This window comes from Sphingobium sp. HDIP04 (genome assembly GCF_000445085.1).
Classification (GTDB): Bacteria; Pseudomonadota; Alphaproteobacteria; order Sphingomonadales; family Sphingomonadaceae; genus Sphingobium; species Sphingobium indicum.
This window is the reverse complement of sequence record NZ_ATDO01000064.1, coordinates 1-7471: the sequence shown is the minus strand read 5'-3', so window position 1 is coordinate 7471 and position 7471 is coordinate 1. Positions and strand designations below refer to the sequence as shown.

At 66.2% G+C, this 7471-nt stretch carries 7 protein-coding genes; 1 reads left to right on the top strand and 6 read right to left on the bottom strand.

Annotation, left to right across the window (positions count from 1 at the left end):
- Positions 1-119: 119 nt before the first annotated feature.
- From atpD to L286_RS31020, 6 genes are all read right to left on the bottom strand, one after another.
- Complete coding sequence (gene atpD, locus L286_RS31045; RefSeq protein WP_020819482.1) at positions 120-1565, bottom strand: F0F1 ATP synthase subunit beta; 1446 nt, start codon at positions 1563-1565, stop codon at positions 120-122.
- A gap of 24 nt (positions 1566-1589) precedes the next feature.
- Positions 1590-2474, bottom strand: a complete 885-nt coding sequence (locus tag L286_RS31040; RefSeq protein WP_020819481.1) for a F0F1 ATP synthase subunit gamma — start codon at positions 2472-2474, stop codon at positions 1590-1592.
- Between the two features lie 3 nt (positions 2475-2477).
- On the bottom strand, positions 2478-3104 hold the full coding sequence (locus tag L286_RS31035; RefSeq protein ID WP_020819480.1) for a LysE family translocator: 627 nt from the start codon (positions 3102-3104) through the stop codon (positions 2478-2480).
- A 119-nt stretch (positions 3105-3223) separates the two neighbouring features.
- Entirely contained in the window at positions 3224-4753 is a 1530-nt protein-coding gene (atpA, locus tag L286_RS31030) for a F0F1 ATP synthase subunit alpha (RefSeq protein ID WP_007683652.1), read from the bottom strand.
- Positions 4754-4763: 10 nt separating this feature from the next.
- A complete protein-coding gene (locus L286_RS31025; protein WP_013040860.1) occupies positions 4764-5318 on the bottom strand; it encodes a F0F1 ATP synthase subunit delta in 555 nt (184 codons plus the stop codon).
- Between the two features lie 216 nt (positions 5319-5534).
- A complete protein-coding gene (locus L286_RS31020; protein WP_020819478.1) occupies positions 5535-7085 on the bottom strand; it encodes a S1C family serine protease in 1551 nt (516 codons plus the stop codon).
- A gap of 117 nt (positions 7086-7202) precedes the next feature.
- On the opposite strand from L286_RS31020, the gene L286_RS0124390 reads away from it, so the two are divergent.
- On the top strand, positions 7203-7471 hold a 269-nt coding region (locus L286_RS0124390), incomplete at its 3' end, for an Ada metal-binding domain-containing protein (RefSeq protein ID WP_274518515.1).

Genomic DNA, 7471 nt, shown 5'->3' with positions numbered 1-7471 from the left:
GGTGCGATTGCGCAAGCAATCGCCTGCAACGCTTCGGGATAGGTCGCTCCCCCGGATCAAGTCCGGGGTCGCTGCCCACCCCTGGCCCCTCCCGCTTGCGGGAGGGGAACAGGTCGCTCTTACGCCGCTTCCGCAGCCAGCTTCTTCGCCTTTTCGATGGCTTCGTCGATGCCGCCGACCATGTAGAAGGCGTTTTCGGGCAGATGGTCATATTCGCCTTCGACCACGGCCTTGAACGACTTTACCGTGTCCTCGATCTGGACGAACTTGCCCGAAATGCCGGTGAAGACCTCCGCGACGTGGAAGGGCTGCGACAGGAACTTCTGGATCTTGCGGGCGCGGGCGACGGTCAGCTTGTCCTCTTCGCTGAGCTCGTCCATGCCCAGGATCGCGATGATGTCCTGCAGCGACTTGTACTTCTGGAGGATGGCCTGGACCGCGCGGGCGGTTTCATAATGTTCCTGGCCGACGACGCGGGGTTCCAGAACGCGGCTGGTCGAGTCCAGCGGGTCGACCGCCGGATAGATGCCGAGTTCCGAAATGGCGCGGTTGAGAACGGTGGTGGCGTCCAAGTGCGCGAACGAGGTCGCGGGCGCCGGGTCGGTCAAGTCGTCCGCGGGGACGTACACGGCCTGCACCGAGGTGATCGAACCCTTGTTGGTCGAGGTGATGCGCTCCTGCAGCGCGCCCATGTCGGTGGCCAGGGTCGGCTGATAGCCCACGGCCGAAGGGATACGGCCGAGCAGAGCCGACACTTCCGCGCCCGCCTGGGTGAAGCGGAAGATGTTGTCGACGAAGAACAGCACGTCCTGGCCTTCCTGGTCGCGGAAATATTCCGCGATGGTGAGGCCCGACAGGGCGACGCGCGCGCGGGCGCCCGGCGGTTCGTTCATCTGGCCGTAGACCAGCGCCACCTTGGAGCCTTCGGAGATCGCGTTGCCGTCGGCGTCCTTGGCGATGACGCCCGCGTCGAGAAATTCGTGATAGAGGTCGTTGCCCTCGCGGGTACGCTCACCGACGCCCGCGAAGACCGAGGTGCCGCCATGGCCCTTCGCGATGTTGTTGATCAGCTCCTGAATGAGCACGGTCTTGCCCACGCCCGCGCCGCCGAACAGGCCGATCTTGCCGCCCTTGGCGTAGGGGGCAAGAAGGTCGATGACCTTGATGCCGGTGACGAGGATGCTGGCGTCGGTCGACTGGTCGACGAATTCCGGCGCCTTCGCATGGATCGGGGCGGTGACGGTGGTTTCCACCGGGCCGCGCTCGTCGATCGGCTCGCCGACGACGTTCAGGATGCGGCCGAGCGTGGCCGGGCCGACGGGAACGCTGATCTGCGCGCCGGTGTCGGTGACTTCCTGACCGCGGGTCAGGCCGTCGGTCGAGTCCATCGCGATGGTGCGGACGGTGTTCTCGCCCAGATGCTGGGCGACTTCCAGCACCAGCCGCTGGCCGTTGTTGCTGGTTTCCAGAGCGGAGAGAATCGCGGGGAGCGCATCCGGGAAGGTCACGTCGACGACGGCGCCGATGACCTGCGAAATGCGGCCTACATTGTTGGTGGTTGCCATGACTGCTTCCTTGCGTGCGTGATCTTAGAGGGCTTCTGCGCCCGAGATGATTTCGACCAGTTCGGTGGTGATCGCGGCCTGGCGGCTGCGGTTATACTGAATGGTCAGCTTGTTGATGAGGTCGCCTGCGTTGCGGGTCGCATTGTCCATGGCGGTCATCGACGCGCCCTGTTCGGATGCGTTGTTTTCCAGCAGCGCCTTGAAGATCTGCACCGTGACGTTGCGCGGCAGCAGGTCGTCCAGGATGGCTTCCTCGCTCGGCTCATATTCCACCGTCGCGCCTATGGCGTCGCGGTCGGCGTCGGCCGGGATCTTGACCGGGATGATCTGCTGTTCGGTCGGAATCTGGGCGAGGGCCGACTTGAACTGCGAGAAGAAGAGGTGCGCGACGTCGAACTTGCCGTTCAGATACATGTCGGTCAGTTCGCGGGCGATCTCCTCGGCCTGGGCATAGCCCGGTTCCTTGACGCCGGTGGTGTCGAACTGGGCGACGATCATGCCGGGGAAGGTGCGGTTGATGACCGGGCGGCCCTTGCGGCCGATGAGGTAGAAGCGCACGGTCTTGCCCTGCGCGATCAGTTCGTCGGCCCTGGCGCGGGCGGCCTTGACGATGTTGGCGTTGAACGCGCCGGCAAGGCCGCGGTCGGAATTGGCGACGACCAGCAGATGGACATCGTCCTTGCCGGTCCCGGCCAGCAGCGGGGACGCGCCTTCGCCCGAACCGCCCGCGATCTTCGACGCCAGGCTGGCGACGACCGCTTCGAGGCGGCTGGAATAGGGGCGGGCGGCTTCGGCGGCGGCCTGCGCCTTGCGCAGCTTCGCGGCGGCGACCATCTGCTTCGCCTTGGTGATCTTCTGGGTCGATTTCACCGACCCGATGCGCAGCTTCAGTTCCTTGAGGCTAGCCATAGTTCAAACATTCCGAGCAAGGGCCAGGCGGCCCGCGAGACCAAAGAAACCGACGCCCATGGCGCCTTCGAACCAGCGCATCGCGCTGCTCTGCCCGACCTTGCGCCCCGCCTTGGTGGCGAGGACGGCGAGAAGGGCGCACCAGAGGAAGCCCAGCGCATAGACGATGGCGATCAGCAGCATGCCCTGCCACGGCGCGTCCGGGCCGGTACCCACGAACTGCGGCAGCGCGGCGAGGAAGAAGATCGCGACCTTCGGGTTCAGCACGGTGCTGACGAAACCCTGGGTGAAGGGCGATCCGCCGATGCGCATCCGGGGTGCTTCCGAAGCCGGGGCGGGCTTGAGCGCGCCGCGAACCATCTGCAGGCCGAGCCAGGCGAGATAGATCGCGCCCGCGACCTTCACCGCCATGAACAGGCCCGGCACCGCGTTCAGAACGCTCAGGAAGCCGAAGCCGCACAGCGCCATGTAGAACAGCCCGCCAAGCTGGATGCCGCCGATGGCCGCCATCCCCGCCCTCAGCCCACGGCGCGCCGCGTGGCCGGCCACCAGCATGGTGTCCGGTCCCGGCAGCAGCACCAGACCGATCGACATCACGGTCCAGGCAAGGAGGGAATGGGCGGTGAGCATTATCGCGGCTTCATTCTTCCTTTTCTCGTCATGCCAGCGGAAGCTGGCATCTCTTGCCTCCAGGGTCGTCCTATCCGGCCTGAGATCCCAGCTTTCGCTGGGATAACGGGGGTTGTGCGTTACGCGAAGGTCTTGCCGAAGCTGTCCAGCGCGGCCTTCAGCTTGCCCTTGGCGTCATCGCCCAGATCCTTGCTGTCGCGGATCGCGGCCAGCACGTCGGCATGGTCGTGGCGCAGATAGGCCAGCATCAGTTCCTCGTAGCGGGTCACGTCCTTGACCGGGATGTTGTCCAGATAGCCGTTGGTGCCCGCGAAGATCGACGCGGTCTGCTCCTCGAAGGGGAGGGGCGAGAACTGGGCCTGCTTCAGCAGTTCGGTGAGGCGCGCACCGCGATTCAGCAGCTTCTGGGTCGAGGCGTCGAGGTCCGAGCCGAACTGGGCGAAGGCCGCCATTTCGCGATATTGGGCCAGTTCCAGCTTGATCGAGCCGGACACCTTCTTCATCGCCTTGGTCTGCGCGGCGGAACCGACGCGGGACACCGACAGGCCGACGTTGATCGCCGGGCGGATGCCCTGGTAGAAGAGGTTGGTTTCCAGGAAGATCTGGCCGTCGGTGATCGAGATCACATTGGTCGGGATATAGGCCGACACGTCGCCCGCCTGGGTTTCGATGATGGGCAGCGCGGTCAGCGAGCCGGCGCCGTTGGCGTCGTTCATCTTCGCGGCGCGCTCCAGCAGGCGGCTGTGGAGATAGAAGACGTCGCCCGGATAGGCTTCGCGGCCCGGAGGACGGCGCAGCAGCAGCGACATCTGGCGATAGGCGACGGCCTGCTTGGACAGGTCGTCATAGACGATCACGGCGTGCATGCCGTTGTCGCGGAAGAATTCGCCCATGGTGACGCCCGTGTACGGGGCGAGATACTGGAGCGGAGCGGGTTCCGAAGCGGTCGCGGCGACGACGATCGAATATTCCATCGCGCCATTTTCTTCGAGCTGCTTGACGATCTGCGCGACGGTCGAGCGCTTCTGGCCGACGGCGACGTAGATGCAGTAGAGCTTCTTGCTCTCGTCGTCGCCCGCGTTGATGCCCTTCTGGTTGATGAAGGTGTCGATGGCGACGGCGGTCTTGCCGGTCTGGCGGTCGCCGATGATCAGTTCGCGCTGGCCGCGGCCCACGGGGACCAGGGCGTCGATGGCCTTGAGGCCGGTCTGCACGGGTTCGTGCACCGACTTGCGGGGGATGATGCCCGGCGCCTTGACTTCCACGCGCTTGCGCTCGGTGTAGGCGATCGGACCCTTGCCGTCGATCGGGTTGCCGAGGCCGTCTACCACGCGGCCCAGCAGGCCCTTGCCGACCGGAACGTCGACGATGGTGCCGGTGCGCTTGACGGTGTCGCCTTCCTTGATCTCGGCGTCGGAGCCGAAGATCACGACGCCGACATTGTCGGCTTCCAGGTTGAGCGCCATGCCCTGCACGCCATTGGCGAACTCGACCATTTCGCCCGCCTGGACGTTGTCGAGGCCATGGACGCGGGCGATGCCGTCACCCACGGTCAGCACGGAACCGACTTCGCTCACCTGCGCTTCGGTGCCGAAATTGGCGATCTGGTCCTTGATGACCTTCGAGATTTCTGCGGCGTTGATATCCATGTTCAGCCTTTCAGCCTTTCATCGCGTGGGCGAGACTATTCAAACGGGTGCGGATGGAGGAATCGATCATCTGGCTGCCGATCTTGACGACCAGCCCGCCCAGGATCGCGGGATCGACCCTGGCGTCGAGCGCGACCTCGCGGCCGACGCGGGCGCGAAGGCCCTGTTGCAGGGCGCTGACCTGTCCGGCGTCGAGCGGATGGGCGCTCGTCACTTCTGCGCGGACCTCCCCCTTGTGATTCGACAGCAGCGTTTCATAGGCGCGGATGATCGCGGGCAATTGCGAGAGGCGGCGGTTCTGAGCCAGCACTCCCAGGAAATTCGTGGTCAGCGGATCGAGACCCATGGCGGATGCGACGGCGGCGATCGTCTTGCCTGCTGTATCGCGGCTGAGGACGGGGCTGTTCACCAGCCCCTTGAAGTCCGCCGATTCGGCCAGTGCCGCCTTGAGCGCAGCAAGGCTCGCCGCGACGGTGTCGAGCGTCTTGCCGTCGCGGGCCAGATCGAACAGCGCCACCGCATAGCGGCCGCTGAGGCTGGCCTGAATACCGCCGGTCGTCTCCACGCGCTTACCGTCCTCCACTTGATACCCGGCCCTGATCCGCCGGTCATGCAAAAAGGGGGCGCGGTTCTGTTCGTCCCGGTCCCCTGTTGGGGGGCCGGTTAGCAGTGGGATTGTGACTATGCAAGCCATGGAACGCGATTCGACCGTCAGTATGAAATCATCGCGATTTGACGGGGTTTCCATATGCGCCGAATCGCGGATCGGCGGCCCCCGCCTTCACCCTTCGCCCGGCGTCAGCCGACCCTTTTGGCAATGGTAGACGATCCGTTCGTTGGGCTGGGCCGGGAGCAAGGCGGAAAGATCGTTCCGCAAGGCGGCGATTTTCGCGAGCAGGGCGGAATCGCCCCCGCATCCCTTGATGGCGCCGCCGCCAAGCGCGCGGGCCTTGGCCATGGTGTCGATGTCGGGCAGCCAGCGCTGGACCCGAAGCGTGCCGGTCGCGGGGTCGAAGCGGCTGACGGTCACGTAATTATGATCGTCGGGAACCGCGGCCCGCTGCCAGCTGGTGCCGGAGGAGACATATTGGGTGTCGCCGTCGACGCAGCCGCCCTCCGCCCAGTGGAAGGCGATGTCGTTGGGCTGGGATATGGTGAGGCGGCTGCGGTTCATGTCCACCCGGCAGACATTGTCGCCCGCCCAGGCATAGGCGCTGTTGCCCGTGACGCTTGCGTCCTCCGGCAGCTTGATCCGTTCCTCTATGCTGGAGAAGCTGGGCTTGAGGAAGAACAGTCCGATCGCCGCGAACAGCAGGACGCCGCCGCCCGCCAGCCACCAGGTCGCGCGCCTTTCCCGGCCCTGGCTGTAGAGCAGGCCGCCCGCGCCCAGGCCAAGCACCGCCAGCGCCAGCAGCACGGCCGCGCCCGCCATCGCGTTCTCCCGGGCCGAGATGACGTCGCGTTCGGCTGTGTCGCGGGCCTTGTCCAGCGCGGCTTCGCGGGCGTCGGCGCGGGCGCGCTGGGACTGTTCGCTGCGCGCCTCCTCCCGCTGGGTGAGGGCGGCTTCGGCGGCGTCCGCCTCCGCCATGGAGCGGCAGGGGACGATGGTGTGCAGCGAGGAAACCCCCGCCTGCCGCAGGAAGGAGGCGACCTCCCGCCAGGACACGGCGAACCCGAATTCCGCGTCATTGCCGTCGGAGACCGACCCGAAGCTGTTGACCCCCAGCACCCGGCCGCAATCGTCCACCAGCGGCCCGCCGCTGTTGCCCGCGGCCAGCGGCGCGGTGTGCAGCACCGTGTCGAAATTCTGGCTGGCCCGGCCGGAGGAGACATTGCCGCTGGTCTTCACCGTGCCGAGCGGTTCCACCAACTGCTTGAGGCCAAGGCCCTGCGCGCGGTCCACCGTGCCGGGATAGCCGATGGCGGTCACATGCTGCCCGTCGCTCACCGCCCCGGCATAGAAGGTGCTGACGGGCAGCCGGCCTTCCTCCAACTGGATCAGCGCCAGGTCGTTGCCGGGCGAGAAGGCGATGATCCGGCCGCCATAGGTCCTGGTCCCCTCCGAAGGGATGACGCCGATGACGAGATCCTTCTCCTCCCGCGTCAGTTCGACCACATGGGCGTTGGTGACGATCTTGTCCGGCGCGACCGCGAAGCCGCTGCCATGGCCGACGAAATAGGCTTCGGAGCCGTTGGTCGCGACCAGCACGATGCGGACGACGCCGCGCGCGGCGGCGGCGATGTCCTGCTGTTCGGCGCGCGCGCCCGTCGGTCCGGCAAGAGCCAGGAGGGCGGCCAGCAGAGGGGCGAGGCGACGGAACAGTGCGACCATGATTGGCGGCATTCATATGCGATGGTGGGATTGAGGCAATGCGCAAAAAGCGCGAAAACGCTTTTTGACCGCAAGCGGCGGGAAGCCTGGTGCGTCGGGTGCGGCTATCGCCTATTCATGAGCGAGATGAGACAGATCGACGCACCGATGCAGGCGATGCCCGACGCCGATGCCTGCTGGAATGCCTTTCTGAGGCGCGACCGCGGCTTTGACGGGCGGTTCGTGGGGGCCGTGCTGACCACCGGCATCTATTGCAAGCCCAGTTGCGCGGCGCGGCATCCCCGGCGGGAGAATATGATCTTCCTGGCCGATCCGGAGGCGGCGCGGGCGGCGGGTTTCCGCGCCTGCCTGCGCTGCCGCCCCGACGAGGTGGGGCGCGACCGGCT